This is a genomic window from Candidatus Binataceae bacterium (assembly GCA_036495685.1).
Classification (GTDB): Bacteria; Desulfobacterota; Binatia; order Binatales; family Binataceae; genus JAFAHS01.
In genome coordinates, this window is sequence record DASXMJ010000191.1 from 52,275 (window position 1) to 78,687 (window position 26,413).

General features: G+C 61.2%; 27 protein-coding genes. 13 read left to right on the plus strand and 14 right to left on the minus strand.

From position 1 onward, the window contains the following. Window positions 1–19: 19 nt before the first annotated feature. The 9 genes from typA (at window position 20) to tyrS (ending at window position 10,322) form a co-directional block, all read left to right on the plus strand. Window positions 20–1,846, plus strand: a complete 1,827-nt coding sequence (typA, locus tag VGI36_17550) for a translational GTPase TypA (protein ID HEY2486952.1) — start codon at window positions 20–22, stop codon at window positions 1,844–1,846. 44 nt (window positions 1,847–1,890) lie between these two features. After that, window positions 1,891–4,896 carry an AsmA-like C-terminal domain-containing protein gene (locus VGI36_17555; protein ID HEY2486953.1) on the plus strand — a complete coding sequence of 1,002 codons (3,006 nt, stop codon included), beginning with the start codon at window positions 1,891–1,893 and terminating at the stop codon, window positions 4,894–4,896. Next, window positions 4,893–5,603, plus strand: coding sequence for a TIGR04282 family arsenosugar biosynthesis glycosyltransferase (locus tag VGI36_17560; protein ID HEY2486954.1), 711 nt, complete (start codon window positions 4,893–4,895; stop codon window positions 5,601–5,603). Before VGI36_17555 ends, VGI36_17560 begins: the two co-directional genes overlap by 4 nt. A gap of 27 nt (window positions 5,604–5,630) precedes the next feature. After that, entirely contained in the window at window positions 5,631–5,879 is a 249-nt protein-coding gene (locus VGI36_17565) for a glutaredoxin family protein (GenBank protein HEY2486955.1), read from the plus strand. Further along, complete coding sequence (gene cutA / locus VGI36_17570; GenBank protein HEY2486956.1) at window positions 5,879–6,238, plus strand: divalent-cation tolerance protein CutA; 360 nt, start codon at window positions 5,879–5,881, stop codon at window positions 6,236–6,238. Before VGI36_17565 ends, cutA begins: the two co-directional genes overlap by 1 nt. 5 nt (window positions 6,239–6,243) lie before the next feature. Continuing rightward, on the plus strand, window positions 6,244–7,281 hold the full coding sequence (locus VGI36_17575; GenBank protein ID HEY2486957.1) for a Gfo/Idh/MocA family oxidoreductase: 1,038 nt from the start codon (window positions 6,244–6,246) through the stop codon (window positions 7,279–7,281). A 21-nt stretch (window positions 7,282–7,302) separates the two neighbouring features. Further along, window positions 7,303–8,382, plus strand: coding sequence for a histidinol-phosphate transaminase (gene hisC / locus VGI36_17580; GenBank protein ID HEY2486958.1), 1,080 nt, complete (start codon window positions 7,303–7,305; stop codon window positions 8,380–8,382). After that, a complete protein-coding gene (pth, locus tag VGI36_17585) occupies window positions 8,382–9,041 on the plus strand; it encodes an aminoacyl-tRNA hydrolase (protein HEY2486959.1) in 660 nt (219 codons plus the stop codon). The genes hisC and pth overlap by 1 nt, the downstream gene beginning before the upstream one ends. 78 nt (window positions 9,042–9,119) lie before the next feature. After that, window positions 9,120–10,322 carry a tyrosine--tRNA ligase gene (tyrS, locus tag VGI36_17590; GenBank protein ID HEY2486960.1) on the plus strand — a complete coding sequence of 401 codons (1,203 nt, stop codon included), beginning with the start codon at window positions 9,120–9,122 and terminating at the stop codon, window positions 10,320–10,322. Between the two features lie 32 nt (window positions 10,323–10,354). Here the strand turns inward: tyrS and VGI36_17595 are convergent, their stop codons facing one another. Then, window positions 10,355–10,615, minus strand: a complete 261-nt coding sequence (locus VGI36_17595; protein HEY2486961.1) for a hypothetical protein — start codon at window positions 10,613–10,615, stop codon at window positions 10,355–10,357. A gap of 98 nt (window positions 10,616–10,713) precedes the next feature. Here VGI36_17595 and VGI36_17600 point away from each other — a divergent pair, with 98 nt between their 5' ends. Further along, a complete protein-coding gene (locus VGI36_17600) occupies window positions 10,714–10,878 on the plus strand; it encodes a hypothetical protein (GenBank protein HEY2486962.1) in 165 nt (54 codons plus the stop codon). Between the two features lie 243 nt (window positions 10,879–11,121). Here VGI36_17600 and VGI36_17605 read toward each other — a convergent pair whose 3' ends face one another. After that, window positions 11,122–11,583 (minus strand): hypothetical protein, encoded by a 462-nt coding sequence (locus tag VGI36_17605; GenBank protein ID HEY2486963.1) that lies wholly within the window; start codon window positions 11,581–11,583, stop codon window positions 11,122–11,124. Window positions 11,584–11,655: 72 nt separating this feature from the next. Here VGI36_17605 and VGI36_17610 point away from each other — a divergent pair, with 72 nt between their 5' ends. Then, window positions 11,656–12,012 carry a gamma-glutamylcyclotransferase family protein gene (locus tag VGI36_17610; GenBank protein ID HEY2486964.1) on the plus strand — a complete coding sequence of 119 codons (357 nt, stop codon included), beginning with the start codon at window positions 11,656–11,658 and terminating at the stop codon, window positions 12,010–12,012. 12 nt (window positions 12,013–12,024) lie between these two features. On the opposite strand, the gene VGI36_17615 is transcribed toward VGI36_17610, so the two are convergent. From VGI36_17615 to nadA, 6 genes are all read right to left on the minus strand, one after another. Then, the gene (locus VGI36_17615; GenBank protein ID HEY2486965.1) at window positions 12,025–13,446 is read right to left on the minus strand and encodes a sigma-54 dependent transcriptional regulator; all 1,422 of its coding nucleotides are present in this window, start codon (window positions 13,444–13,446) and stop codon (window positions 12,025–12,027) included. Then, on the minus strand, window positions 13,443–14,915 hold the full coding sequence (locus VGI36_17620; GenBank protein HEY2486966.1) for a HAMP domain-containing sensor histidine kinase: 1,473 nt from the start codon (window positions 14,913–14,915) through the stop codon (window positions 13,443–13,445). Before VGI36_17620 ends, VGI36_17615 begins: the two co-directional genes overlap by 4 nt. Window positions 14,916–14,986: 71 nt before the next feature. Next, window positions 14,987–15,592 (minus strand): DedA family protein, encoded by a 606-nt coding sequence (locus VGI36_17625; protein HEY2486967.1) that lies wholly within the window; start codon window positions 15,590–15,592, stop codon window positions 14,987–14,989. Window positions 15,593–15,595: 3 nt separating this feature from the next. Further along, window positions 15,596–16,015: a CYCXC family (seleno)protein gene (locus VGI36_17630; protein ID HEY2486968.1), complete on the minus strand. Its 420-nt coding sequence runs from the start codon at window positions 16,013–16,015 to the stop codon at window positions 15,596–15,598. A 17-nt stretch (window positions 16,016–16,032) separates the two neighbouring features. Continuing rightward, the gene (locus VGI36_17635) at window positions 16,033–16,737 is read right to left on the minus strand and encodes an NUDIX domain-containing protein (protein ID HEY2486969.1); all 705 of its coding nucleotides are present in this window, start codon (window positions 16,735–16,737) and stop codon (window positions 16,033–16,035) included. Next, window positions 16,734–17,747 (minus strand): quinolinate synthase NadA, encoded by a 1,014-nt coding sequence (gene nadA, locus VGI36_17640; protein ID HEY2486970.1) that lies wholly within the window; start codon window positions 17,745–17,747, stop codon window positions 16,734–16,736. Before nadA ends, VGI36_17635 begins: the two co-directional genes overlap by 4 nt. A gap of 254 nt (window positions 17,748–18,001) precedes the next feature. Here nadA and VGI36_17645 point away from each other — a divergent pair, with 254 nt between their 5' ends. Next, a complete protein-coding gene (locus tag VGI36_17645) occupies window positions 18,002–19,150 on the plus strand; it encodes an acyl-CoA dehydrogenase family protein (GenBank protein HEY2486971.1) in 1,149 nt (382 codons plus the stop codon). A 63-nt stretch (window positions 19,151–19,213) separates the two neighbouring features. Here VGI36_17645 and VGI36_17650 read toward each other — a convergent pair whose 3' ends face one another. The 6 genes from VGI36_17650 to VGI36_17675 are packed head-to-tail and all read right to left on the minus strand — an operon-like array spanning window position 19,214 to window position 24,814. Further along, complete coding sequence (locus VGI36_17650) at window positions 19,214–20,431, minus strand: efflux RND transporter periplasmic adaptor subunit (protein ID HEY2486972.1); 1,218 nt, start codon at window positions 20,429–20,431, stop codon at window positions 19,214–19,216. 5 nt (window positions 20,432–20,436) lie between these two features. Continuing rightward, window positions 20,437–21,600: an FtsX-like permease family protein gene (locus tag VGI36_17655; protein ID HEY2486973.1), complete on the minus strand. Its 1,164-nt coding sequence runs from the start codon at window positions 21,598–21,600 to the stop codon at window positions 20,437–20,439. A 2-nt stretch (window positions 21,601–21,602) separates the two neighbouring features. Further along, window positions 21,603–22,742, minus strand: a complete 1,140-nt coding sequence (locus VGI36_17660; GenBank protein ID HEY2486974.1) for an FtsX-like permease family protein — start codon at window positions 22,740–22,742, stop codon at window positions 21,603–21,605. A gap of 20 nt (window positions 22,743–22,762) precedes the next feature. Further along, a complete protein-coding gene (locus tag VGI36_17665; protein ID HEY2486975.1) occupies window positions 22,763–23,494 on the minus strand; it encodes an ABC transporter ATP-binding protein in 732 nt (243 codons plus the stop codon). Window positions 23,495–23,520: 26 nt separating this feature from the next. Then, window positions 23,521–24,189: a PadR family transcriptional regulator gene (locus VGI36_17670; GenBank protein ID HEY2486976.1), complete on the minus strand. Its 669-nt coding sequence runs from the start codon at window positions 24,187–24,189 to the stop codon at window positions 23,521–23,523. Window positions 24,190–24,247: 58 nt separating this feature from the next. After that, window positions 24,248–24,814: a sterol desaturase family protein gene (locus VGI36_17675; protein ID HEY2486977.1), complete on the minus strand. Its 567-nt coding sequence runs from the start codon at window positions 24,812–24,814 to the stop codon at window positions 24,248–24,250. Between the two features lie 140 nt (window positions 24,815–24,954). Here VGI36_17675 and VGI36_17680 point away from each other — a divergent pair, with 140 nt between their 5' ends. Continuing rightward, window positions 24,955–26,322 (plus strand): carotenoid oxygenase family protein, encoded by a 1,368-nt coding sequence (locus tag VGI36_17680; protein ID HEY2486978.1) that lies wholly within the window; start codon window positions 24,955–24,957, stop codon window positions 26,320–26,322. The last annotated feature ends 91 nt before the right edge of the window (window positions 26,323–26,413 follow it).

Below are 26,413 nucleotides of genomic sequence, written 5' to 3' on the forward strand. Positions count from 1 at the left end.
CCGCCAGGACATCCGCAATTTGGCGATCGTTGCCCACGTCGACCACGGCAAGACCACCCTGGTCGACGCGATGCTTCAACAGTCGGGAGTATTTCGCGCCAACGAGAACGTGCAGGAACGGGTGATGGATTCGTTTGCGCTCGAACGCGAGCGTGGCATCACCATCATGGCGAAAAACACTTCGATCACCTGGGGTGAAACGCGAATCAACATCGTCGACACTCCCGGGCATTCCGATTTTGGCGGTGAAGTGGAGCGCACCATCTCGATGGTCGACGGCATTCTTCTGCTGGTCGACGCTTGCGAGGGCCCGCTGCCGCAAACCCGCTTCGTGCTGAAAAAGGCGCTCGAGGCAGGACTGCCCGCGATCGTCTGCATCAACAAGATCGACCGGTCCGACGCGCGCACGCCGGAGGTGTTGGATGAGATCTACGACCTGTTCATCGACCTCGAAGCGCGCGAAGACCAGCTCGATTTCCCGGTCTTCTATACCAACGCCCGGGCCGGGACGGCGACCGCGAAGCGCGACGTCTCGGGCACCGATCTCGCGCCGCTCTTCGATGCGATTGTGGCGCATCTACCCGGTCCGGAGGTGCAGACCGGTGGGGTCGTGCAGTTTCAAGCCAACAACCTCGACTACGATGACTACGTCGGACGATTGGCAATCGGACGACTGATCGGTGGTTCTCTCGTCGCGGGCGGCACCTATTCCCTGTGCCGTCTCGATGACTCGCGCGTGACCGTGAAGGTAAGCCGGTTGTATTGCTGGCGCGGGCTCAAGCGTATAGAGGTGCCGCGCTCGGACGCAGGCGATATCGTCATCGTAGCCGGGGTGGAGGACATGGCGATCGGTGAGACGATATCGGATTTAGAAAACCCGCAGCCGCTGCCGCGGATTCGCATCGATGAGCCGACCGTCGCGATAACGTTTTCGGTAAACAACTCGCCATGGGCGGGACGCGAGGGCGACTACGTCACCTCCCGCAAGCTAGGCGAACGCCTCGAGCTCGAGGCGCGTCGCAACGTCAGTGTCAAAATTGATCAATTGACTCCGGACTCCTGGCGCATGCTGGGTCGCGGCGAATTGCAGCTCGCGGTAATCGTGGAAACCATGCGCCGCGAGGGTTACGAGTTGCAGGTATCTCGCCCCACCGTGGTCACCCGGGAAGTCGGCGGCGAGAAGCATGAACCGATGGAGCTGCTGGTTGTGGATATCCCCGAAGAGCACATCGGGACTGTCACCCAAATGCTCTCCACGCGCAAAGCCAAAATGCGCACCATGGTGACCCACGCAGGGGGTCGTGCGCGGCTTGAGTATGATATTCCGGCGCGCGGCCTGATCGGGTTTCGCGGCCGCTTCTTGGAGAGCACACGTGGTAGCGGCGTGATGCATTCGATCTTTAACGGCTACGGCCCGTGGTGCGGAACCATCATGTCGCGCGCGAACGGTGCGATGGTCTCCGATCGAGAGGGAGTTGCGACCCCATACGCCATCTTCCATCTGCAAGAACGAGGCCGCTTCTTTGTCGCGCCCGGCCAGCCAGTCTACGAAGGCATGATTGTCGGCGAATACTCGCGAGAGATAAATCTGCCGGTCAACGTCTGCCGGGAAAAGAAACTCAGCAACATGCGGGCCGTAGGCCACGACGAGGCTGTTCGCGTCAGCCCCCCTCGCGTCATGAGCCTAGATCTGGCTTTGGAATGGATCGACGAGGAGGAGTTAGTCGAGGTCACGCCCAAGTCGGTCCGTATGAGGAACCGGGTGCTTAAGACCGCCCTACGCAACAAACATCGCGTGGGCTTTGCTGAGTCAGCGGCCGTGGAAATGGCCGAGAGTAACTCCTGACCTCAGGCCTGGCCTGCGCCTGCGCGAACCTGCGCGGTCAGAAAATGAAAATCCTGCGGCTCGCCGCCATCCTCCTGCTGGTTTTGGTCACGCTGCTAAGCGGCGCGGTGCTCGCGTTGCTCGCCAATAAGGACCGGCTCATCCAGGCAGTCCTGCGGGGCGTTGAGGAGCGTACCGGCTACCGAATCACGACGGGCCCCACGCATATCCGGGTAAGCGGCCATCTGATTCTCGAATTCGACCATCCCCAGATCTCCCGCGAAGGGCGCAAAATTCTGAAGATCGACACGCTGCGGGCCGTGCTCAGTTATCATTCGATACTGTTTTCCCGGGGTATGCCGCTCTACTCGCTGGTGCTGGTACGGCCCGAGATTCAACTGCCCCAAGGGGTCGCGTCCGCGGTGACTATACCGCTGCCGCGCATTGGCACCGAATTTGCCGAGACCATCATCAAGCTCTTGGACAGCTTGGAGCGCGCTGCATGGAAGATCGAAACCGTTGACGCCAGGATTTACGCCAGCGACGGCAAGGTCGTGTTTGACGAGCTCGGAATTCTCGCTTTTCGCAGGCATCGAGAGCCACATTTGTGGCGCGCGGAATTCGGGGTTCGCTTCATGCAGCCTCCATTTGAAGGATTTCGTTCTAACGGCCGCATCAGATTCGCGGCGCGCCCCAGCTCACAGGACGATCAGATTGCCCGCGTTTACTTCTACTTCTGGAACGATCGAACGACCGAGCTCGCGCTCAGCACCGCCCGGCTCCAGGGACGGGTTTCTGGGCGAGCTACCCTCGCCCTTGCGCACGACGGCACCGCGACCGGTTCGGTGAACCTCGCCCTGGCCGGCATGCTGCTAAAGGCCGAAGATTCATCTGCCACCGAGAAGCTCGGCGACTACACCTTCCAGGTCAAGTATTCCGAATCTGCGCAATCGATAAAAATCGTGCGCTTCAGGGTGGTGCATGATCAGGTCGCGCTGGCCTCGGGTGATGCTGAACTAAGCGGGCTGGCGGACCAGAAGCCGGTGCTCACGGTTCATCTGGGTTCCAGTGTTCCGCTCAAGATCGAAACCATTAGGTCGCAGCTGCGGTTTTTTCGCGATGTCCCGGCGAACGTGACGGACGCGCTGAAGCAGGTTCGTTCCGGACGTCTGCTGGTTTCGACCGTGTCACTGGCCACCACCCCGCAAAAACTGTTGGAAGCTCCCGACGCTGCCATCCGCGACGGCATTGATATTTCCGCAGCGCTGGAAGATCTCAGTTTCCCCCTGCCGGAGGACCTGAAGCTCCCAGTGGTCCAGAAGTTGACCGCGCAGCTCCGCTACGCGCACAACACGATGTCCGCGACCAGGGGCTCGGCCACTCTCGACCAATCCTCGTTCAGCGAAGTCTCGGCGCGGCTCGACTTTGCAAAGAAATTCGATGCCCTCGCTTATCAGCTGTCATTCAACTTCGACGCGAACCTGGCTCAGCTATACCCCGCGGTGATGCAGGCGTTGGAGCGGCTCAAGGTCGAAGCGAGAAAAGAGGTCCAGTCCATCGCAGGACGTGTCACTATCCGGAGCTCTGCGTCCGGGTCCTTCAAGCTTGCCGCGCCGGTCCTGCCGACGGCTTACCGCGCGTCATTCGAGGCCAACCGCGCTACCCTGGTCGCGACCGGAGCACCGGGGCCGATAGAGTTCGCCTCGGGCGTAGTGACTCTGGAACCGGGAAGGCTCCGCCTGAGCAGGTTGGCTGTCAAGACCACCGGCGGCTATGGCTTGGTGGATGGTACCCTGGGGTTGGATCATTCGGGAGCCCACGTGCGCGACGTGACGGTGGAACTGCACGACATGCCGGCGGGGTTGTGGCTGGCGCTCGCGGTCGATCCGGACGCGATCAAAGTCTCTGGACCGGTGGGCGGCAAAGTCAGAATCGAGGCTGACTCTTCGCGCCCGGGAAAGCTGCTCGTAAACGGAAGACTAGTTATCAGCACTGGCTCGGTGCAATTTGGATTTCTTCGCGCGCCGATGAAAATCCAGGGCGCCACGGTCAGGTTCACGGGACGATCGCTGGCTGTCAATCTGCCGTCGTCGGTGCTGGAAGGCTCGCCGATTGATTTTCGGATGACCATTGCGGACCTGGGCAATCCGACGATGAGAATCGAAGCGAATGTCGCACGGCTGGATTTCGAAGTAATGAGGTTCATCCGCTTGCCATGGTCGCCAGCAGCCCCACCCGCCGTGTTTCCTATCCCGGTCAACGGTCATATCGAGGCGCAAGACGGCAATCTCAGCAAGCTGCAGATGTCATCGATAAAGACCGACTTCTGGCGCGTCAACGGCGACTGGAAGGTTTACAATTTCACCGCCAATGCGTTCAACGGCAGCGCCGAGCTGGAGATAAGCGGTCGAGCCAAGGACAACTGGATTCACATCCAGGCCAAGATGAGCAACATGGATATCAGCGCGATGTTCCTACTGCCGGGAGATCGCACCGAGTCACCGATCGTCGGCAAGACCTGGGTGGCAGCGGACCTGCGGGCGGATACCAATGGCAACTTCTTCCAGACCATGGAGGGGCGCGCCTCGTTGACCATTCGCGATGGTGTCCTCAATCGCTTCCAGCTGCTCTCCCGACTGCTTGCTCTGATTGATCTGAAGAGTTGGCTGACCGCAAGATTTCCTGATCCAACGCTGAACGGACTTCCGTTCGACACCATCTTCTTCGATCTCAAGGGTGATCACGGAGCTTTCTCCACCGAGAAGTTTCTGCTCCAGGGACCGGTGATGGACATCACCGCCACCGGCGATCTCGACCTTGCGCAAAGCACGATGGACATGAAGGTGGCCGCGTTTCCTCTCAGCACTTTCAATTGGGCGCTGAAGATGATTCCGATCATCGGCACCAACATGGCTGATTCGGCAGGTACCGTGGTGGCCGCATACGTTCATGCGTACGGCCCGGTCAGCGATCCGAGTGTGACCCCAATGCCGATAACCTCGGTCACCGAGATCATCAAAAAGATGCTGTTCCTGCCGATCAACGTGATCAAACCCAACACCGTCCAGTGACCCGGCGCCCGGCGCTGATCGTCTTCTGCCGTGAGCCACTTGCGGGCCGGACCAAAACGCGTTTGCTCTCCCATCTTCCACCGCAGGATGCAGCCGCGCTGGCCGATGCATTCATAGTCGACACGCTCGCGAAGGCTGCGAAAATGCGGCCCGCGCGACTGGTGATCGCGGGGACCTCGGAGTCTTGCGTCGCTGAGTCTCCATATTTTCGCATGCTCAAGCGCCGGTTTGATGCTGAGCTGCTAGATCAGGGAAGGGGCTCGCTCGGAGCAAGGATGGCGCGCGTGCTCGGATCCGTCGCGCGCGACCGCGGAGCCTTGCTCGTCGGTACGGACCTGCCGTCGTTGCCGCATGCGGCCCTGTCGCGGCTGTATGCGCTGCTGCAACGGCATCCGCTGGTCCTGGGGCCGTCGCTAGACGGAGGCTACTACGCGGTCGGAGTGCGCGGCGAAGTGCCGCCGATCTTCACGGGTATCCGGTGGGGCTCCGCGCGCGTATTTACCGAGACCGTCAAGCGTATCAAATTCGCAAAGCGGCGACTGGCGATCGGTCCGGTCTGGCACGATGTCGACCGCTGGCCTGATCTAGTACTCCTGTGCGGATATCTTCGGAGTTTTGAGGCAAGTGCAAGCCGTCCCCGCTATCATCCCTGTCCCGCGACCGCCCGCGTTCTGAAGCGTCTTGGACTGCTACCCCGGCGCCGGTAGAGTACGCCAGAGACCGCGTTTTTATCGATGATCGAACTTACCCTTTACACGCGCCGCGACTGCGAGTTGTGCCGCGAAATGGAAGACCAATTGGAAAAGGAACTACCGCGATTTGTCGCGGAACTCCGGCGCATCGAGATCGACGGCGACGCTGCTCTGGAAGCGAGCTACGGACAGGAAGTACCGGTGCTTTTTGTTAACGGTCGCAAGGCGTTCAAATTTCGATGCAGCACGCGCGATCTACGCAAACGTCTGTCCCGGGAGGTCTCTCGCTGATGGCGCGGCGAGTGAACAACGTGCTGGTGGTGCTGGTGACGTGCGCGAACGAAGAGCAAGGCGCGTCGATTGCGCGTTCACTGGTTGGTGAGCGCCTGGCAGCTTGCGTCAACCTGGTCGGTGGCATTCGCTCCATCTATCGGTGGCGCGACAAGCTCGAAGATGATCGGGAGACTCTTCTGCTGGTCAAGACGCGAACTCAGTTGCTGGCCCGGGTGGAACGGCGAGTGCGGGAACTGCACACCTACCAAGTTCCCGAGGTTGTGGCCCTGCCCCTGTCCGCAGGCTCCAAGCCATATTTGGATTGGCTGTTCGAGGCGACCGCGGCCCGCGGTCGCAGCAAGGCACGGAAACCATGATCCGAATGGCTATTTCCGGCACCGGCGCGATCGCCGAACGCGCGCATATTCCTGCGTTGCAGAGCGTCGCCGGCATCCAGATTGTGGCCTTGCAAAGCCGGACTGCGGAGAAAGCACAACGGGTCGCAGCACGCCTGTGGCGCAGCGGGGCGACCCCTCCGGCGATCTACACGGACTTCGCGCAAATGCTAGGGCGCGAACGGCCCGATGCGGTAGGTATCTTCACCCCAAACTACCTGCACTGTGATTACGCCCTGCAGGCCTTCGCCCGCGGCGCCCACGTGCTGTGCGAGAAGCCAATGGCGCCTACCGCCCCCGCCGCGCACCGCATGGTCGATGCCGCCACACGCGCGAGCCGGGTTCTGATGGTCACGATGCAGCGGCGCTACGGCGGATTCGAAGCGGCCGTGCAACGCGCCCTGCGCATGGGCGCGATCGGAACACCCAACTTTATTCGGGCACGGCTGTCACATGGCGGCCCTGAAGGCTGGGCTCCAGGCCAGGGATGGTTCGTAGATCCAAAACAGGCGGGGGGTGGCGCCGCTCTGGACCTTGGGGTTCACGTGGTGGACCTCGCGCTCTGGTACCTGGGTGAAATAGCGGCGGTAAGTGGATACACCGCAACGATAAGCAAGCCGATCGATGTCGACGACACGGCGGTAATGCTGCTGCGCTTCCGCAGCGGCGCACTCGGGGTAATCGAGGCGAGCTGGGCAAGCCAGCCCGGTCTTTCCGGACTTGAGATCTACGCAAGCGCGGGGCGGGTGATAATGGGTTACCCGCGCAACGAGCTTTCCGTAGTTCGCGCTGACGGAACCGCGGTGCCCGGTTACTCTCGCGAGGAGCTCGCTGCGCAATTCGATGCGCACGACCCGCTGGCGCCGTTTCGCGCGCTCGCGCAAAATTTCGCCGATGCGATCGACGGCCGCGCTGTACCCACCCCCAACGGGCTCGACGGGCTTCGGGCGGTTGAAGTGATCGATGCGTGTTATCGGTCGTCGCGGAGCGGACGGCACATCGACCTTCCGCTGGAAGGAACCTGATCGTGCAGAGAGCCAGCTGAAATGTTTCGACCGTCGATCAAGAAGATGGACCCCTACACTCCGGGCGAGCAGCCGGGTCCCCGCGAACGCCTCATCAAGCTCAATACCAACGAGAATCCGTATCCACCGTCGCCCCGGGTCCGGCGGGCGGTCGGTCAAGCCGCCAACGCCACGCTACGGCTCTATCCGGCGCCGCGCGCCGATGAGTTCATCGCTTGCGCCGCAAAGCTCTACAAGGTGCCGAGCGAAATGATCCTAGCCGGTAACGGGTCGGACGAACTGCTGGCGATGCTCTTCCGTGCCACCCTTGACCGCGGCGATACGGTTGCCTACCCAACGCCGACCTATTCCCTGTACGACACGCTGGCCGCGGTCCAGGAAGCCAAGGTCCTGCACTTCCCCTTCGGGCGCGACTTCAGAGTCCCGATTGAGGCACTCGGCCGCGCGCGGGCCCAGCTTACCATTATCTGTAACCCCAACTCGCCCTCTGGGACCATGACCCCGGTGCGCGGATTGGCGATTCTGGCCCGAAAACTTCGTGGACGGCTGCTGGTAATCGATGAAGCGTACGTCGACTTTGCCAGCGACAACGCGCTGCGCCTCCTCAAGAATCATCGCAACGTAGTCGTACTGCGCACGCTGTCCAAGGCTTACTCGCTGGCCGGAATGCGTCTGGGACTTGCATTCGCGCACCGCGCGACCATCCAGGCGCTGCTCAAGGTGAAAGATTCCTACAATCTGGGCCGCATCGCACTGGCGGGGGGTGCGGCGGCGCTCTCCGATTCGGCTTGGATGCGGCGTAACGTGGAACGGGTGAAGAAGACTCGCGCGACAGTCGAGGTGCGACTACGCAAGATGGGCTTCGAGGTGCCGCCGTCGGAGTCGAATTTCATATTAGCTCGAATGCCGGGCCACGACCTAAGCGGCGTGACGCGCGGACTGCGCCGTGCGGGAATTCTGGTTAGATATTTTTCGATACCTTCGCTGCGTGATGCGATGCGCATTTCGATTGGCACCCCCGCGGAGATGGCCGCCTTGCTCCGCGCGCTCGGTCCTCTGGTTCGTGCGGAATTTGGCGAGGCTTGCCGTCGGAGTGCGTGATGGGTCGGATAGCCAGTCTGTTCAGCGGCTTTCGGCGGCCGCGAAAATCGCCGCCCAGCGAACCGGAGGAAGCGCGCGCCGCGGTGTCGTGGGTGGTTGCCGGACTCGGCAATCCGGGAAAGGAATACGCCGGCTCGCGGCACAACACCGGGTACTTGGTCCTTGATCGGATCGCACAGGCACAGCACGTTCAATTGGGTCGCCGTCGCTTTCAGGGGGCTACCGGCGAGGCGGAAATCTCGGGCCAGCGCGTGCTGCTGGTGAAGCCTGAGACCTACTACAACCGATCCGGTGACTGTATTTCGTCACTGCTTGGCTATTTCAAAGTCCCGCCCGAGCGTCTCATCGTAGTTCACGATGAACTCGACCTTAAGCCCGGAGATATCCGGATCAAGTCAGGCGGGGGAGACGCTGGAAACAACGGGGTCCGTTCAGTAGTGGAGTCGCTCGGGACCCCCGATTTCATCCGGGTGCGGATAGGAATCGGCAAGCCGCCTCCCGGCGACGCGGACCATCGCCACATCTTGGAGCCGGTTCGTCGTGCGGGCGCGGGCGATTCCGATTCAGTCCTCGACCGCGCGGCGCAGGCGGTGGAGGCGATAGTTACGCAGGGACTCGCGCGCGCGATGGGACAGTACAATCAGCGCGCCGAACCCTAGCGGAACGGCGACTGGTGAGGTGAGGACTTTCCCGGACACCCTAGGTTTCCGCTACGCTTGGGATTTGTGAGGTGAACGGTGAGCGCACGGGGAGAGCAGCAGGGTATGAGCGTGGAGGAAAGAGCGGCGGTGCTCGCGCGGGGCAGCGTCGAAGTCATTTCGCAGAGCGAGTTGGAGGCAAAACTGAAGCTAGGGCACCCGCTGAGAATCAAGCTGGGGATGGACCCAACCGCGCCCGACCTGCATCTTGGCCATTCGGTAGTCCTCAAAAAGCTCCGCGATTTCCAGCGCGACGGCCACACGGTCGTATTTCTGGTCGGTGACTTTACGGCAATGATCGGCGATCCGACCGGTCGCTCCGAGACCCGCAAGCCGCTGACGCGCGAGCAGATTTCCGCGAACGCTGAAACCTACCGCGGGCAGGTCTTCAAGATCCTCGATCCGAAAGGGACCGAAGTCCGCTTCAACAGCGAGTGGATGGATGCCCTGGGGGTTCGCGATCTGATCAAGATTGCGGCGCGGCTCAGCGTGGCGCGCATGCTGGAGCGCGACGATTTCGAAAAACGTATGGCGGCTGGGGACCCGCTGTTTCTCCACGAGCTGCTGTACCCGTTGATCCAAGGTTACGATTCGGTAGCTCTGGAAGCCGACGTCGAACTGGGAGGCACCGATCAAAAGTTCAATCTGCTCGTGGGCCGCGACCTGCAGCGTGCGATGGGACAGGCCCCGCAGGTCGTCATGACGATGCCCTTGCTGGAAGGACTCGACGGCACACGCAAAATGTCCAAGTCCTATGGCAACTTCGTCGGGCTTACCGACGCGCCGGAAGAGATGTACGGCAAGCTGATGTCGGTACCCGATCCGCTGATGATCAAGTATTACGAGTTGCTGACCGACCAGGCGCCCGCGGAGCTGGCGCGCATTCGCTCCGGCGCGATTCACCCGATGGAAGCGAAGAAGCGACTCGCCTCACGCATCGTCAGCGAATATTACGAGGCGCAGGCGGCGGGGGCCGCGCAACGGTACTTCGAGTCCAAGCATCAGCGCCGCGAGGTTCCCGACAACGCGCCGGTGTTCCGACTCGAACGCGACATGTGGATCTGCGAATTGATGAAACAGATCCGCTTTGCGCCTTCCACCAACGAGGCGCGCCGCCTGATTGGGCAGGGTGCGGTGCGCGTCGACGGCGAGGTGGTCAACGACGTCAACTTCCGGATTCTTCCCGGCACTCACAAAGTGCTCGAGGTAGGCAAACGCCGGGTAGCGCGGATCGCGAAGTAGCGTCGCTACCCGCGAACAGCCCGTCTGCAAACCTAGGAGTCCTTTTTTTCTGCCTCGGCGACCGCCTCGCGGAGTTTTTTCATGGTGCGGTCGAGCGCCTTTAGATAGCGTTGCTTCGTCCAGGTTTCCTTGGTGCGCATTTTGAGCCATCCCAGCTTGACTGCGTCGGGCTTGTTTCCCATTTCACCAGTCGAAACCTCGATAACGGCGCGTTCCTCGGGACCAAGGGTAGCGAGCACTTCACGTTTGAGGCCTTGCAGGAATCCGGCTTTGAGGTCGATGTCGATCTTCATGGCTTGATATCACCAGCGTAGATCACTCCTGCATCACCGCTCAACTAACTTGTACCAGGCCGGGCGCGGGCCACTCGGCGCCGGCAGGAAGAATGCCGATGGAATATTTCAGGAAGCCGACCGGGATCTTGAGTCCTGTGTACACGTGGAACGGTGCGCAAATGCGCGAGGTGATGTGCTCGGAGGAGGCCGGGGCTTTCATGGGTGCTTACAATCAGGCGCAGTGGCCCAAGACTCGATGGCGGTGCGTAGTCAGTTTCTGACCGGCGTGGGCATATCTGAGGCGAAGGGACGCTAGCCCGCTTGAAATAATGCGCCGGTGATTGCGTACACTGCAAGGATGTGTTAACCGACAATAGGTTAGCGGCCGGAACGATCGAACGAGAGCGAGTGTGCGCTCGGCCGCTCCCAATTGGGCGAAGCTGAAGAGGGGCCTTCGCCCATTTTCTTCTGGGCGTCAAGCCCGGAGGCGTTTTTAGTCCGCCATCGAAGTCGCACGGCGTAGGCTAGCTATGCGAGGGGTCGGGCAGCTTCGGCTTCTGGCAGCCGCCGCCCGCGGCGCAATTCAGTCCGGCGCCGATGTAGATGAGTGCAGCCTTGATGGGAAAGAACGTGTAGTTGAGAGGCGTCTCAATCGGGTCGAACGTCGAGGGCGGTTGATTACGAGCCTGAACTTCGGCCTGGGCTTTCTCGGGTGCCTCTATCTGCTGGATCGAAGCTACCCGATCATTGGAGCCGAATACCGCTACCTTTCCCGAGTCCAGCCAGACGTAGCGAAGCACGGTGGCACCCGAGTGGTCTGGATCCGGGACGGAATCCTTGAGATCCGGCGGTCCCATGGCCTGCACTGTCTCGTCGGCGGTCATACCGGCGGTTAGCGACGCATGGTTGCTCGCTGTGGAGCAGGACGCGATCGCAAGCGCCAGCAACAGGGCCGAGGCGCTCGCGGCGAAACGACGTGCAGACATAGCAAGATTCTCCCGAGCGGTCCCAAATCACGTAACATACCCCCTCGATCACGGCAATCGCGCGATTTGGGAATGACATCGCGCGATGTGGAAACGGTGGACCGAGACCTCGACAGGCTGTTCGTGTACGGCGCCTTGCTCGATGCAAAACTGCGAGGCCGCCTGCTCGGTCGCGAGCTCCGCAGCGAGCCGGCGCGGCTTCCGGGATACTACAGGGGGCGCACGCAATACTTTTTCGTCGCTCGTCGTGTGGGCGCCAGCGTGCCAGGCGAAATCCTGTCCGAGCTTCTGCCCCACGATTTTGCGGTCCTCGACCGGTACGAAGCCGTGCCCCGTCTGTATACGCGCCAACGCGCGCAGGTACAGACCGCAATCGAGGAACGGGTCAGCTGCTGGATCTATCTACCGACCGGATGGGAAAGGCGCTGACTTAATCTTCGGTCACTTCGCTTCCGCCGGCGGAGCGGCCTTGGACTCGGGTCGTTTGATGCCAAACTTGTCGAGCCGGTACTGAAGGGTGCGGTAGCTCATGCTCAGCATCTTGCACGCTTTGGCGATGACCCAATCGCTCTTATCCATTGCCTGCAGGATTAATTCGCGTTCGAAGTTCTCGAAATTGATTCCCTCCGAAGGAATCTCGAATTTATCGCTCCGCGGCCCGCGTTCACCGGCCTTTGCCAGAGTCTTGCGGGCCAGCACCTCCTGGGGAAGGTCGCGTGGGGTAATGGTGTCGCCCTCACATAGCAGGATCGCACGCTCGATGGCGGATTCCAGTTGCCGCACGTTCCCCGGCCACGAGTAGTCGAGCAGTATCTCCATTGCCTCGCGGCTGATTTCCTTGACCCGGCCCTCGGCCGAATGACCGAATTTCGCCAGCGCGTGATTAGCCAGCAGCGGGATGTCTCCCTGCCGTTCGCGCAAGGGGGGAACCGTGATAGTCACGACGTTCACACGATAGTAGAGATCCTCGCGAAAGCGGCTCTCCGCGACCTCCTCGGCAAGGTTCTTGTTGGTAGCGGTAACCAGACGAACATCAACTCGAAACGATTCATTACCACCTACGCGGCGAATCTCCTTTTCCTGCAGGACCCGCAGAATCTTGGCCTGCAGCCCTTGCGGAAGATCGGCGATTTCGTCGAGGAACAGAGTCGATGCGTTGGCGCTTTCAAATAGGCCTATCTTGCGCTCGGTCGCTCCCGTAAAGGCGCCCCGTTCATGGCCGAAAAGCTCGTTTTCGATGAGGTTGTCGGGAATCGCTGAGCAATTGATCGCAATGAACGGCCGCGCGGCGCGCGGGGAGTTGCGATGGATCGCTCGGGCCACCAGTTCCTTGCCGGTGCCGCTGTCGCCCTGAACGAGCACGGTGCTGTTGGAGGGTGCCACCTTGCGCACCATTCGGATGACCTCCTGGATCGCGGGATCCTGTCCGACGATGCCTTCGAGCTCGAACTTCCCTTCGAGGCGGCGCTTCAGCAGTTGGTTCTCTTGCTGCAGGTTTGAGAGTTCCGCCGCCTTGGCCACCGTCATCACGAGCGTTTCCCGATCAGTCGGTTTGGTCAGATAGTAGAACGCGCCGTTTTTCATGGCCTGAACCGCGCTCTCGATAGTTCCGTGCGCGGTCAGAACGACCACCTGGCAGGAAGGGTAGGCGGTGCGCACTTTGTCGAGCAGTTCCTCGCCCGACATACCGGGCATCATCAGGTCGGTCAGCACCACGTCGAAGCGGGTGGGACCCAGCAGCTCCATCGCGCGCTTGCCGGTCGCGGCTTGTTCAACCGAGAAACCCTCGTCGCGCAGAGTTTCAGTGGTTATTTCGCGTTCCAGGTCGTTGTCTTCAACGACCAGCACCGATGACTGGTTCATGCGTGTCTTTCCATCCCGGTCTGCGGAAAAGTGAAGGTAACTGCGGTTCCAGGTCCGGTTGGGTTGGGACCTATGTCGATGGTACCACCGTGGCCTTCGACGATCGCCTTGGACAGGAATAGGCCCAACCCGATGCCCTCGCGCTTGGTAGTAAAAAACGGCTCGAAAACGTGCACTGCCGCATCCGGATCGATTCCCGCTCCGGTGTCGCAGAACCTAATTACGAATCGCTCGTTCTCGCGGCTAAAGGTGATCCTCATGGTGCCGCCGTCGGGCATTGCCTGCACCGCATTGGCGACCACGTTCATGAAGCAGGTGCGGAGTTTCTCCGCGTCGACGTTAAGCACGGTCGCAACGCTATCCGCGTCTTCCAGCACCTCGATACCCTGGCTTTTCATCTTGGATTCGGAAATCGCCAGCACCCCGTCCACCAGCTGCTTGACGTCTGTCGAGGCGGGACGGATCTCGATCGGCCTGCCGTAATGTAAAAAGCTTTGCACCAGCTCGCTCATGCGGCGAACCTCGTCTTTCATGAGCATGACCTGGCGCACAAAATTGTCCGAATCCTGAGCGAGCTGACGCGTGTAACGAGTCCGCAGCTGGTCAAGCGCCAGACTGATGAAGTTGAGAGGATTCTTTATCTCGTGTGCCAAGCCCCCGGCGAGTTGGCCCAGCGCCGCGAACCGCTCGAGCCGGTTGAGCTCATGCTCACGCTCGCGCGCCCGGCGCAGCTGCTGAACCATCTCGTTGAAGCTTCGGGTGAGGAGGCCGATTTCATCGCGGCGGTTGGCCTCCGGCACCGGCGCGAGGCCGCGCGCTGCGATATTCTGGGCCGCGTCGGCGACTGCATGGATTGGTTTCACGTAGCGGTCCGCCAGGATGTAAGCGAACACCAATCCGATGGTAAAAATGACGAAGGCCGCAGCGATCTGATGGATCCAATTTACGACCAGCGGCTGCGCGGAATCGCCGAAGTCCGCCACGACCTGCACGTAGCCGAGCAAATGATCTTCGACTTCGATCGGAATCAGATAAACGGTGGTTTCCCGGGCCGCTGGACCTAGTCGGGCCCCCGGGATGGTCAGGATGTCGGCACCTTGCTTCAACTCCTGGGCGACTACGTTGTCCTCAGAATGGGGCACCAGGGCGGCGCCGATGAGCTGTGGATTGGAGCTGTTGATGATGAGCTTCTGCGATGACGCGATGGAGACTTCCAGGCCCTGGCTATTGAGGCTGCGGACGTAGTTTTGCAGGCGATCCCGATCGGTGTTGCCGACCGCTGTCAACTCCTGCACCCCGATGTGTATCGCGCGAGCAAGGTTTTTAACTTGCTGCTGCGTGGTTTCGACAATCGCGGCCTGGGTGCCGAGACTCACCCAGAGCTCGGCGCCGAGGGTGAGGGCCAGCAGCAGCACCATCAGGAGTATCAGCTTCGCCTTGAGATTAAGCGGCGGGAATTTGAGTTGCATTTCAGGCGACCGTCGCCGGACTAGGGCCGGCGAACTTCAGGTCCCTAAAGAATTGGTTTCTTCCACTCGGGTCAGGTTTTCTGCGCGCTGGTGCGCGTGTACAGAAGGCGCATTCCATAAATTGCCAACGACAGAACCGCCACGACCCAGAGCAGGCGTTCGAACCCGCCGAGGTAGTGGATGACGACCTCGAGCTGCCCGCCGAACAGATATCCTATCGACACGACAACCGGAACCGAAATTATCGCGCCCAGCAGATCATAAGCCAGAAATCGCAGCGGGGTTACCCCAAAGGATCCGGCGGTCAGGTAGATCAACGCCCGGAGTCCGGCCAGAAAGCGCGCGTAGAATATGGCGCGATGACCGTGGCGGCGCATGAAAGCCCGGATCCGATCGATCTGCGCCTTGGAGCCGGGGCGATTGAGTCCGAAGTAGCGCACCAGCCCAGTACCGAAACGGCGGCCCAGAAAAAACAGCGAGTTGTCGCCAGCGACCACCCCGAGCAGCGCTACCGCCAGGGTTATGGGGTAACGAATGACTCCGCGGTGGACCAGGAATCCGCCGGCCAGCAGCGCGATATCTTCCGGCATCGGCAATCCCATGCCACACAGCAGCAGGATCACGAACAGCCCCAGGTACGTGAAATGTTCGATGTAACCGGAGACGATGCCTACCAAGCGTCAGTCTCCACTGGCATATCTGGCGCGGATTGCATCGCGTATCTGCTCGACCGGCGTGCCTTGTTGTGTCAACTGCGCCGCCATCCGCGCCTCGCCCACGCAAATGCCGCAAGTGCTGCCGTGCTTGTCGCGATAACAATCGAGCAGGCTCTTGTGCCCTTCGCTCTTGTCGCAGCCACAGTAACAATGAAGCTGCGCAAGCAAGCCGGGGTTTTGCCGCGCTATCTGGTAAGCCTCGCGTACCTCGCCCTTGAACAGGTTAGGATCGAGGGTCAGGCGCAGATTCGACGCCGGATCACTCCCGGTCGCCGCCTGCCCAATCGTGTCTGCGAAGCCGCCGGGGGCCCCAAACCACACGTATGCGCCCGCCGCCATCAGGATGAGGGTGGCGATTACCGCAAGCGTCCCTTTGGTGCCCATCAAGTGCTCCACGACTACTATAGCATTTCAATCATCTGGAGAGTTTGCCGGGCGAAGGTGTACAGGGCGGCCGGACGATGAGGGCCGCGGCGGGTCTCGCGGAGCGGGCGCAACAGATCCATCGCTAAAATTCGCCGCCGGAAATTGCGGCGATCGATGGGTCGGTCGAGAATTCGAGCATAGAGCTCCTCCAACTCCGCAAAGGTGAACATCCGGGGCAGCAGGGTATAGGCGATGTTGCTGTACTCGAGTTTCGACTTAAGGCGCCGGAGCGCGTAGGTGGCCATCAGCGCGTGGTCGTAGGCCAGCGGGGGCAACTTGAAAAGTTCGAACCACCCCCCGGCCGCGTATTTGGGCGAAGGCCCGCTCACCCGCTCCGGGTCGGCAATCAGCGCCATGTAGGCGACCGACACCACGTGCGCGTCGGGATCGCGCGAGGGATCTCCGAAACTGAAGAGTTGTTCGAAGTAGCACTGGCCAAGTCCGGTCGAGGTCCGCAATTCCCGCCGCGCGGCGTCGTCGAGCAGTTCGCCGCGCCTTACCAGCCCGCCCGGGAAGGCCCATTTTCCGCGCGCCGGACCGCGCGCAAGTTGGACCAGGTAGGTTTTAAGCTGCCGCTCGCGGACCGCAAACAGCACGGTATCGACGGCTACGCGGGGGCGTTCGAAGCGATCCGCGGACTGTGCCGCGCCGTGGTCGGCTGCCGCTGCCGAGTTGCTCAGGCGCTCAACTCGAGCATCCGCTCCAGCGCCCTCCGCGCCCCCTCGCGTACGTCGTCGGGAAGGTTGATTTCGTAGCGAAGATTGCGGAGCGAATCGAGGGTGCCGTCGAGAGTGATCATCTTCATGAAGCGGCATAGTTTGCACGCCTTGTAGAAGTGCTTTTCGGGTATCTCCATGAGCAGGCGATCGGACAGGCCACATTCGGTAACCACCAAAAATTTGTCGGCCTCGCTGGTACGCGCATAGTTGACCATGGCGCTGGTCGAGAGCACCGCGTCGGCCAGCGCGAGCACGTCCTTGCGGCACTCCGGATGGGCTATCACCTTGATGCCTGGGATCGAGGTCTTGACCTTGTTTACTTCCGCCGGCGTTATCTGATGGTGGACGTAGCAGTTACCATCCCATGAAATTATTCGTTTGCGGGTGTTCTCCTGTACATAGTTAGCCAGATTCTGATCGGGGACGAACAGCACGTTTTCGGAGTCGATGGCGTTGACCACCTTGACTGCGTTGGCCGAGGTGCAGCAGGCATCGCAAAGCGCCTTGACGTCGGCGGTGCAGTTCACGTACGCCACGACCTTGAGGTCGGGATAGATTTGCTTCAGTTCCGCCTTGCGTTCGGCCAGGGCTTCTGCAGTGACCGCATCCGCCAGCGAACATCCCGCTCTCAGGTCGGGAATCAGCACGGTGCGCCCGGGATTCACGACCTTGGCGGTCTCGGCCATGAAATAGACTCCGCAGAACACGATCACGTCGGCGTCGCGGACCTCTTTGGCCTTGCGGGCCAACTCCAGCGAATCGCCGACAAAATCCGCGACCTCAAAGATTTCCGGCCGCTGATAGTTGTGCGCAAGCACGATGGCCTTGCGCTCCTCCTTGAGGCGCAGAATCTCGGCGATCTGCTCGGCGTACCGCTCGCAAGCCTCGAGCCCGTAGCCACTCTGGTCAAGCGGCGCGAGCTTGTCATGAAGCGCGCGCGCCGAAATAGGGGAGTGTGTGGGTGCGTTCAATGGCAAATCCTTGTGTGCCCCGGATTCCAACGCCTCCGCAGATTCCACCGCCGACCGGGTACTTTGCGTCAATTTGACACTTACTCTAGTCAGCCGCGCTCCGGCACGCAACCGGCGTCGGCCGTTCAGCCTTACGCAAAGCGAGCCGGGCGCGTCTTCTCACCAAGGAACGCAATTGGCGCTGTGTCCCGAGCCTCTGCTAAACCGAAGCACGGACCCGAGGGTTGGCATGGCACTCGGGCGGAGTTAAACCGATGGATGAAGTTCTGGACAAGCAGGTAATCGAGGCGGTGCGCCGGTTTGTGGAACGCGACGTCATGCCGGTGGCAAGCGAACTGGAGCATCGCGATGAGTACCCGCAGGAGCTGGTCGACAAAATGAAGGGGTTGGGTCTTTTTGGCGCCACCATCCCGGCCGCCCATGGTGGCCTCGGCCTTTCATTCAGCACCTACGCACGAGTCATGGAGGAGCTCTCGCGCGGATGGATGAGCCTGGCGGGCGTGATCAACAGCCATCTGATCATGGCCTACATGATTGTCCATCACGGCACCGAGGCGCAGAAGCAATACTTTTTACCGGCGATGGCTTCCGGCGAGAAGCGGGGCGGGCTGGCTTTGACGGAGCCGCACGCCGGCAGCGACGTGCAATCGATCCGCAGTACCGCGGTCCGTCGGGGCGACGACTATTTTCTCTCGGGCAGCAAAATGTTCATTACCAATGCCCGTCACGGAACCATGCTAGCGGTTGCAGCCAAAACCAATCCGAAAGCCGAGCCGGCCTATGCCGGAATCAGCATGTTTGCGGTCGAGAAGAACGCAAACGGGCCGACGGTCAGCCGCAACCTCAAGAAGCTCGGCTACAAAGGAATCGATACCTGCGAAGTTCTGCTCGAGGACTTTGCGGTGCCGGCCACGAGCCTGATCGGCGGCATCGAAGGGCAGGGCTTCAAGCAGGTGATGAGTGCGCTGGAAGTGGGAAGGATCAACGTCGCGGCACGCGCGGTCGGAGTCGCGCAGGCCGCCTTTGAAAGCGCAATCCATTACGCGCAGCAGCGGACCGCCTTTGGCAAACCGATCGCGCAACATCAGGCCGTGCAGTTGATGCTCGCCGACATGGGCACCCGCCTCGAAGCCGCGCGTCTGTTGGTAATCAGCGCTGCAGGAAAGAAAGATGCGGGCGAACGGTGCGACGTCGAGGCCGGAATGGCCAAGCTCTTCGCCTCGGAAGCGTGTGCCAAGATCGCACTCGACGCGATGCGCGTGCTGGCCGGTTACGGCTTCACGCAAGAGTTCCCAGTAGAGCGGTTTTACCGGGACGCCCCGCTGATGATGATCGGTGAAGGGACCAACGAAATCCAGTCGCTGGTGATCGCTCGAGGGCTCCTGGCCCGATATTCAATCTGACCAGGAAGTGCGCTGAGACCCGCCGGGGCGTAACTCGGAACGCGGGTCGCCGGTCAGCCGCCGCTACGAGGCTTGCGGGGTGACCGGCTGTCCATCATGGAGCTGCGCCGGGGGCACTACGATCACGCTTTCGCCCCCGCTCAAGCCCTGCAGGACCTGGACACCGTCCTGGTATTCGCGCCCCAGCGACACTTCCATCCGGTGCGCGGTGTCCGCACGCACGACCCACACGTACTTCTGGTTGCCCTCCTCGACGACGGCCTTCTGGGGAACCAGGACGAGCGCCGGCGCTTCTTCTTTAACTGCGGACCCGCCGAGAAATGAAATCTTGGCACTCATCTCGGGTTTGATAATGGCGAGGTCAGGGGTGAGGATATGAACCTCGACCTTGACGGTACCTTTCTGGCGGTCCGCTTCCGGATAGATCTTCACGACCCGTGCGTCGAATGAGCGATCCGGATACGCATCGAGGATCACGCTCGCCGACATCCCCATGGTGACCTTGGCGATGTCGCTCTCGTTGATATCGACCTCCGCGCGCATGTCCTCGGTGTCGGCGATCTGGGCGATGTCGGTGACGCCGCCGCCGGCATTCGCACCACTAGCGTAGGTGATCATGTCGCCCACTTCGTGAATCTTGGTCAGCACCAGACCGTTGATCGGTGAGCGAATGACGCACTGATCGACCAGGTATTTGTAGAAATCGATCCCGCTCTGGTCTTTTTTGAACGCGGCCTGCGCCTCGTTGAGCTTGTTTTCGGCCATATCGAGCTGGTCACGGGTCGCGACGCCGGCCTTGAACAGCTCGCGCTGCCGGTCCGCCTGTGCTGCATACAGTTTGATATCTGCCTCGGCGAGGTCGCGATCGGCCATCGCCTGTCGCAGCTGTGCCTGATAGTCGCCGTCGTCGATGCGCGCCAGGATGTCACCCTTCTTGATGTGCTGGCCTTCCTCGATCGGCTCGGCAACAATCTGGCCGAGTTGCTTGGTTCCAACCGTGATGTACTTGTGCTGGGTGACGATATACCCGGAACCGGTCAGCAGGGTTCCTGGCTCTCCCGCCTGTTTGATGGTGACGAGCGCGGTTTGCACCTCGGGCGGGCGTCCAAGCGTACGCGCGTAGACCTGGTAACCGATCGCGGCGCAACCCGCGATGACCACCAGCGCCACGAGCGCGGGAACCAGACGGCCAGGGCGCGTCTCGGCCTTGCGCGCGATGCGGAGCGATTCGAGCTCGCGAATGCTTGAAGACGGGCGAGGTGATGACGGTTCAGTGCTCATTGCGCTCAACCCTTCCTTAACGCCTCGACAACCTGCATTTTCATAGCTTGGCGCGCGGGAAGCCAGCCGCCCAGTACACCCATTACGGCCGCAAATAACAGGGCCTGCAACACCACCGCCGGCGTCACCCGAAACGCGAACGCCATGGTAGAGAAGGTCACGAAATTGCCGAAGCTGGTCGAAAAACCATCGATCGGTAAGGCCAGGATCACGCCGAGCGCCCCGGCTGCCACCGCGAGCGCCAGCGATTCCAGCATGAACGATCCCAGCACCGCGCCGGGTCTGAATCCCAGCGCGCGCAGAGTACCAATCTCGGTGGTGCGCGCGGAAACCGCCGCGTACATGGTATTCATGGCCGCAAACACCGCTCCGATCCCCATGATGATCGCGACGATCATGCCCAGTGCGCGCAGCTGATTGGCCACCACCGACTGGTCCTTGTAGTAGTCGGTCTCGGTCTGCGCCTGCAGGTTGATGCGCGGATCGTCGGCGATCCTGCGGATCAGTGCGTCGATCTCGGTGCCCGGCAGCATCTTGAGGCGGGCGCACGCGTAATAGGCACCGCGCTGAGTGTCGTCCTGGACGTTGTGGATGTCGGCCCACACCTCCGACTCGAACGAGCTTCCCCCCGCGTCGAAAATTCCCACCACCTTCCAGTTGCCGCGCCCAAAGTGCATCGTCGACCCGACGCTGGTATTCGCATAGCGTCCGACCAGCGCTTTGCCCACGATTACCTCGTTGAGTGCCGGCTTGAACATGCGACCCTCAATCAGGTGTACGTTTTGATGTACCTGCAGGGCGACCGGAAGCACCCCGCGTACGACGACGTTGTCGCTGGCCCCACCGGACCGCTGCATGAGCACCTGCACCGGGAGCTCCGGCGAGGCGAGTGGGTTGCCGTCGGCATCGCGCTTGATCTGGGGAAGAAATTTCAGTGCATCGAATTGATCGAGCTGGACGGCCGAGGAGGTCTCGGTGGTCGAGCCCTTGCGTACCACCACCACATTGTCGGGCGATCCGGTATCGCTGATCGCGGATCCCAGGCCGGCCACCATCGCCATCACTATCACGAACACCGCGACCACCAGCGCGATTCCGCCCGCGGTCATCGCCGTGGATACGCGCCGCACCAGCAGACTCCGGATGTTGTACTTGAGCGGGATCGCCATGGTCACGCAACCAGCCTTAAAGCATCGACGATGTTCTGCCGCGCGGCGGAGCGTGCCGGGAACCACGCGCTCAGCAGCCCGATGAGACAGGCCGCACCGAGCGCCTCCACGACCACGATGGGAGGCATCTGCAGGTTACTGATCCCGATCGCGGGAGAGCCGACCGCGAACACTCGCAGAATGATATACGCGCTCGCGCAACCGAGAATTCCGCCGCTTAAGCCGATAATCAGCGACTCGCCTAGCAACAGCCCCAGGATGGTGCCGGAGCGAAAACCGATTGAGCGCATGACTGCGATTTCGCTGCGTCGCTCGCGAATCGACATTGCAGCGGTATTGGCCGCGACCAGTCCGATCGTGAGGACAACGATGAGGCCGAGAATTTCCGCCAGTTCGAAAAAGGCCCGATAGCCCTGTGTGAACGAGCCCATGAAGGCCGCTTCGGATTCACTGCGGGTTTCCGCCATGGAATTGGCGAACTGCTCGTCGACGGAGGCGATGATTTGCGGGATATTCTCTGACTTATCCGCGCGGACCCAAAACATGCTTACAAACCCGGGGCGCCCGGCGGCTTCTTCCAAGTAGTCACGCCGGAACAGGAGAAAATTCGGCGGCGCCTTGTCGTTCATCACCCCGACGATGTTGAGCGTTACGTTGAACGGATAGACGGTTCCTCTGAGTTGAATCTGCTGACCGACGTGCAGCCCGAAGCGCTTCATGGTCCCGCCCGACACCAGGCACGCGGTGCGCAAGCGTTTGAAATCATCGAACGACGCCTTGGAAATTCCCCAGTCGTCCCACATGAGATCGACCTGGTCGGGATCGACTGCCAAGTTCGGGAATTGGTCATTGACCTCGTGGTAGATTCCGCCAAACCAGCTTTCCGGGACGACCGCGATAACGTGCGGTGTCGCCGCGATGCGCTGCTTGTAGGCCTCGGGCATCGAGTAGGTGACCCCAGCCTTGTTGTGAACCGCAAGCCGCAACGACGATGCGCGATCGGCGAGAATCTGGCGCGCCAGGGTTGGGAAACTAACCAGCGCAGAGAAGATGAACAACGACACTGCGATTGAGAATACCGTCAAAAACGTCCGCCGCTTGCTACGCAGCAGATTCTTGAAGACCAGCATCGTGAACTTCATCGCGCTTCCCTCCGCCGCCCCTACGCGCTCGCTCCCGCAGCCGCCGGCTGTGCGGCGGCCTTGCCGGGTTCGATTCCGGCCAGGATGCCTTTGTCGAGCCGATACACGGTGTCGACGTAGCGCTCGGCGCGCGGATCGTGGGTAACCATCACGATGGTCTTGTGGAACTGCCGGTTAAGTTCGGTGAGCAGGTTCAGAATTTCTTCGGCCGATTTCGCATCGAGGTCACCGGTCGGCTCGTCGGCGACCACGATGGTGGGATCGGTGACGATGGCGCGGGCGATGGCCACGCGCTGCTCCTGGCCGCCCGACAGCTGGCGCGGATAGTGATCCATACGGTCGGACAGACCAACCACTTTGAGGGCAGTCTCGACGTGTTCGCGACGTTCTGCTTTGCGCAGGTGAGTCAGCAACAGCGGAAGTTCGACGTTTTCGAAGGCAGTTAGGACCGGGATCAGATTGTAGAATTGGAACACCAGCCCGATGTGGCGGGCGCGCCACGCCGCCAGATCGCGCTCCTTCATGGAAGTAATTTCCTCGCCCCCGACCGCGACCCGACCGGAGGTCGCGTGGTCGATTCCGGCGATCAGATTCAGCATTGTGGTCTTGCCGGAACCGGACGGACCCATAATCGCGACGAAGCGTGCTTCGGGAACCTTGAGGGTCACGTCATCGAGCGCGCGAACTTCGAACTCGTCGCGTTTGTAGACGCGAGTCACGTGGTCGATGTCGATCGCGTATTTTTCGTCCATTCGCTTCTCCCTTGTGCGGTCTGCATTTATCGCGCCGGGGCCGCTCGGCGCCGGGGACGCGCTCGGCCGTTGACCGAGAGCTTGTTTTTCACTTCGTCGAAGAGGCGGGCGAAGACCTCGGCCTTCGCATGGGTGACCGCATAGCCGATTTCGATCAGCGCCTTGCGAAACACGCTCTCGCCGTGCTGTTCCATGTCGTCGGCAAGCCAGCGCAGCATCTGGGCACGCTGCAGGTCTTCCTCGTGGACCTGGGCCATGTGGGTGAGTGCGGACTGCGGATCGTGATGCGCGAAATAGATTTTCACCTGCGCCTCATCGAATACGAACACTGGTTGTGCAGGCTCGCGGAGAGTTTTTAGGAAGCGCGCGCGTCCCGCCTCGGTGATCGCGTAGACCTTGCGCGAGCGCCGGCCGTGGCGCTCGACGCGTTGCGTCACCAAGCCATCGCGCGCCAGCTTCTTGAGCGCCGGGTAAAGCGAGCCGTCGCTCACGCGATAAAAAAATCCTACCGGGTTGCGAAATCGCCGCTTCAGGTCGTAGCCGGTAGCTTCGGAATCCATCAGAAAGCCGAGAATCGGAAACTTCACGTCGATCCGCGGGGTGGTCTGCTGGACATCGCGTTGCCATGAGGATTCCTGGGCCGCGGTCGAACGCACCGGCAGCGGTGAAGTCCGTTGCAAGGTCGGCAGCGCCATAGCTCGTCTCAATAGCTCGACTTGAGATAACGAGTCAAGCTATTAAACCGAGACTTGCTCACCGGCCAGGCAGGTACATGGTGAATGCGCGCTTCCAGTTGCTCGGGCCGGTCAGGGCCGGGATGTGCCGCATCGCGCCGTGCATCTCCTCCTGCTCGGCGAGAGCAGGTTCCGTGCCGAAGACCCGGTCCCAGAACGGGCTGGTCACCCCAAAAATCGCATTCGGCCGATGAGTATGATGAGCAAGATGGCGGAGACGGAGACGGGTTTCGAGCCGATTGCGCGGGCGCACAAAATGGATTCGGTAGTGCACGGCTTCGTACCCGACGAATCCCCCCACCACTCCAAGGAAGAAAAAGGTTGCCGGACGGAAGCCGGAAAACGTAATCAGCGTAAGGGTTATGGTGAGCAGCGGCAGCCAGGCCCGGGCCGTAAACACGGCGTGGGGGTCGCGGTGGTGTACGTCGTGGAGTGGGCTGACGAAGGTCTGAAAACGATGGCTTAGCGGACCGTGGATCACGTATTCCAGCAGCGTCCAGGCGCCGAGTCCGCCCGCGAACAGAACCGCGCACCCCAGCATGCCTTTAGAGTAAGCCGCTGGCGAGGGGGCGGCAAATGCAGTCACGCGACTGCTCACGGGTGCATCCGGGGGGCTGCAGGGTGGGTCGCGCGAGGGCGGCGAATTGGTTGCCCTTAGTTCAATATTGAAGTATATCAGCAATTGAATATCGAAACGCGCAAAATCGCGTTACCGGAGTGGTCCCCATGTGGAACTCGGACAATCCTTTTCTCAACGGAAACTATGCCCCCTGGCGCGAAGAGGGTGACGCCTGCGACTTGGAGGTCGAGGGCGAAATTCCGCGCGAGCTTAGAGGAGCGCTCTACCGGATAGGGCCCAACCCGCACTTCAAGCCGGGAGGACGTTACCACTGGTTTGACGGCGACGGGATGGTGCACGGCTTCATTCTTAAGGATGGGCGCGCGGCGTACCGCAACCGCTACGTGATGACCGAGGGGCTACGCGCGGAGATGAAAGCGGGACGGGCACTGTTCGGCGGACTGCTCGAAGCGGCCAAAGAATTGCCTGCAGAGACACCTCCCTTCAAGAACGCGGCGAACACCAACATCATTGGCTATGCGAACCGGCTGCTTGCGCTGTTTGAGGCGGCACTGCCCCACGAGCTGGAGCCGCTCACGCTCGCCACGGTGGGTCTCTATAATTTCGGCGGCAAAGTCAGTGGCCCGGTCACGGCGCACCCGAAATTCGACCCGCAGAACGGCGATCTGTTATTTTTCGGCTATCAACCGTTTCCACCTTATGTGACGTGGTATCGCGCCGATCGAGCCGGCAATCTGCTCGAAGCGCGCCCGATCGACAGCGGCCTTGCGGTGATGATGCATGACTTCGTGACCACCGACAATTACGCGATTTTTTTCGCGTGCCCCTCGGTTTTTCGCATCGAGAATCCGCCGGCCGGAAAACCGCTGCTGAACTGGGAGCCGCAGCACGGAACCCGTATCGGCGTCATGAGCCGGCGGACTGGTGAAGTGAAGTGGTTTGCGGCGGAGGCGTTCTTCGTCTTCCACTTTCTCAATGCGTATGAACAGAACGACACGCTGATCGTCGATGGATGCCGGATGAGTGCGCTGGATATGAGCGGCAACAATTTCGGGCAGCCTCCGTTTCCTTGGCGCTGGCGCCTCAACCTCGCTGACGGGTCGGTTAAAAGTGAGCAACTGGAAGACTACGTAGGCGAGTTTCCACGTCTCGACGAGCGTCGCGCCGGCAAGCCGCATCGCTTCGGTTATCTGGCCGCCCGAGAGCGGAGTTCGAGGGGCTTCGATGAGGTGGGATTTGATTGTGTCGCGAAGCGTGATTTCCAGACTGGCAAGACGGAATTTTTGAAACTTGGTGAGGGACGGATGCCGGGAGAGCCGGTGTTTGTGCCGCGCGGCGGCAATGCTTCCGAAGATGACGGATGGGTGATGTCGGTGTGGTACGACCCCTCGCTGAACTCCAGCGAGTTGGTAATTCAGGAGGCGGGCGATTTTGCCGGCCGCCCGGTCGCGCGAGTCAAGGCACCGCATCGCGTACCGTTCGGTTTCCACGGCAATTGGGTGCCTGAAGCCTGAGTGAAGAATTCGAATCCAAAAGCGTCTCCGCCCGCCGCACGGAACCCCTTGGAATCAAAGAAGCGGGGGGCGGGGGGCGGCGGGGCAACGC

What these genes read in the sequence shown, in the direction of transcription:
- VGI36_17555 (HEY2486953.1), top strand. Translation starts at nt 1,891, where the DNA reads ATGAAAATCCTGCGGCTCGCCGCCATCCTCCTGCTGGTTTTGGTCACG.
- VGI36_17565 (HEY2486955.1), top strand. Translation starts at nt 5,631, where the DNA reads ATGATCGAACTTACCCTTTACACGCGCCGCGACTGCGAGTTGTGCCGC.
- cutA (HEY2486956.1), top strand. Translation starts at nt 5,879, where the DNA reads ATGGCGCGGCGAGTGAACAACGTGCTGGTGGTGCTGGTGACGTGCGCG.
- VGI36_17575 (HEY2486957.1), top strand. Translation starts at nt 6,244, where the DNA reads ATGGCTATTTCCGGCACCGGCGCGATCGCCGAACGCGCGCATATTCCT.
- hisC (HEY2486958.1), top strand. Translation starts at nt 7,303, where the DNA reads ATGTTTCGACCGTCGATCAAGAAGATGGACCCCTACACTCCGGGCGAG.
- pth (HEY2486959.1), top strand. Translation starts at nt 8,382, where the DNA reads ATGGGTCGGATAGCCAGTCTGTTCAGCGGCTTTCGGCGGCCGCGAAAA.
- VGI36_17595 (HEY2486961.1), bottom strand. Translation starts at nt 10,615, where the DNA reads ATGAAGATCGACATCGACCTCAAAGCCGGATTCCTGCAAGGCCTCAAA.
- VGI36_17600 (HEY2486962.1), top strand. Translation starts at nt 10,714, where the DNA reads ATGGAATATTTCAGGAAGCCGACCGGGATCTTGAGTCCTGTGTACACG.
- VGI36_17605 (HEY2486963.1), bottom strand. Translation starts at nt 11,583, where the DNA reads ATGTCTGCACGTCGTTTCGCCGCGAGCGCCTCGGCCCTGTTGCTGGCG.
- VGI36_17610 (HEY2486964.1), top strand. Translation starts at nt 11,656, where the DNA reads ATGACATCGCGCGATGTGGAAACGGTGGACCGAGACCTCGACAGGCTG.
- VGI36_17615 (HEY2486965.1), bottom strand. Translation starts at nt 13,446, where the DNA reads ATGAACCAGTCATCGGTGCTGGTCGTTGAAGACAACGACCTGGAACGC.
- VGI36_17620 (HEY2486966.1), bottom strand. Translation starts at nt 14,915, where the DNA reads ATGCAACTCAAATTCCCGCCGCTTAATCTCAAGGCGAAGCTGATACTC.
- VGI36_17630 (HEY2486968.1), bottom strand. Translation starts at nt 16,015, where the DNA reads ATGGGCACCAAAGGGACGCTTGCGGTAATCGCCACCCTCATCCTGATG.
- VGI36_17645 (HEY2486971.1), top strand. Translation starts at nt 18,002, where the DNA reads ATGGATGAAGTTCTGGACAAGCAGGTAATCGAGGCGGTGCGCCGGTTT.
- VGI36_17650 (HEY2486972.1), bottom strand. Translation starts at nt 20,431, where the DNA reads ATGAGCACTGAACCGTCATCACCTCGCCCGTCTTCAAGCATTCGCGAG.
- VGI36_17655 (HEY2486973.1), bottom strand. Translation starts at nt 21,600, where the DNA reads ATGGCGATCCCGCTCAAGTACAACATCCGGAGTCTGCTGGTGCGGCGC.
- VGI36_17660 (HEY2486974.1), bottom strand. Translation starts at nt 22,742, where the DNA reads ATGAAGTTCACGATGCTGGTCTTCAAGAATCTGCTGCGTAGCAAGCGG.
- VGI36_17665 (HEY2486975.1), bottom strand. Translation starts at nt 23,494, where the DNA reads ATGGACGAAAAATACGCGATCGACATCGACCACGTGACTCGCGTCTAC.
- VGI36_17670 (HEY2486976.1), bottom strand. Translation starts at nt 24,189, where the DNA reads ATGGCGCTGCCGACCTTGCAACGGACTTCACCGCTGCCGGTGCGTTCG.
- VGI36_17680 (HEY2486978.1), top strand. Translation starts at nt 24,955, where the DNA reads ATGTGGAACTCGGACAATCCTTTTCTCAACGGAAACTATGCCCCCTGG.